This window comes from Caldisericum sp. (assembly GCF_049967455.1).
Taxonomy (GTDB): Bacteria; Caldisericota; Caldisericia; order Caldisericales; family Caldisericaceae; genus Caldisericum; species Caldisericum exile_A.
Genome location: NZ_JBMFSR010000124.1, coordinates 1 through 567, shown reverse-complemented (window position 1 = coordinate 567; position 567 = coordinate 1). Strand labels below are relative to the sequence as shown.

Annotated in this window: 1 protein-coding gene; it reads left to right on the top strand. The window is 35.4% G+C overall.

Annotated elements, in window-relative coordinates; all coding sequences use genetic code 11:
- Positions 1–358: 358 nt before the first annotated feature.
- Positions 359–567, top strand: a 209-nt coding sequence (locus ACP5SP_RS08135; RefSeq protein WP_428076584.1) for a hypothetical protein, incomplete at its 3' end; no start/stop codon positions are given.

Genomic DNA, 567 nt, shown 5'->3' with positions numbered 1-567 from the left:
CTGAAAGTAAAGTTAAGAGTTTGATTACGCAAGCTGTTGTTGAAAAAGGCTTAGATTCACTGGATATCCATAAGAGAGATTCAGTTGATAATCTAAAGGCAGCTTTGGAGAGTATTCTTGATAAACAGTAACTTTTGCTAAAAATTCCAGTTGAATGATTTAAAATCGGCAAATTTGCAAAATTACTCAGTTACGGTGATTGATGAGATTTCTTACAAAAGGACTAAGAACAAGATTAAAGTAACAAGCAAAAGCAAATTGGCCAGATGCTTTCAGAAATTTTATGACCTGAAAGAGGAAAAAACACGAAAATTATGGAAGCGTTATTCAAAATGCATAGTTTACTTTGAGGTGCCTTATGGCAAATTGCAGGATTTGTGGGAAAAGGTTGCCTCTGTTTTATAGAGCTACTCCTCAACAATATTGGAATGAAATGACTGCTAATCTTGCAGGAGAAGAACAAGACAAACTCTTAACAGCCAATTGTCTCCCAAGCCGCTTCTACGAAATGGACTATAAGAACTTCCTTGAAGCAAGAAGACAACTAATGGCAGATGCAATAAAGAA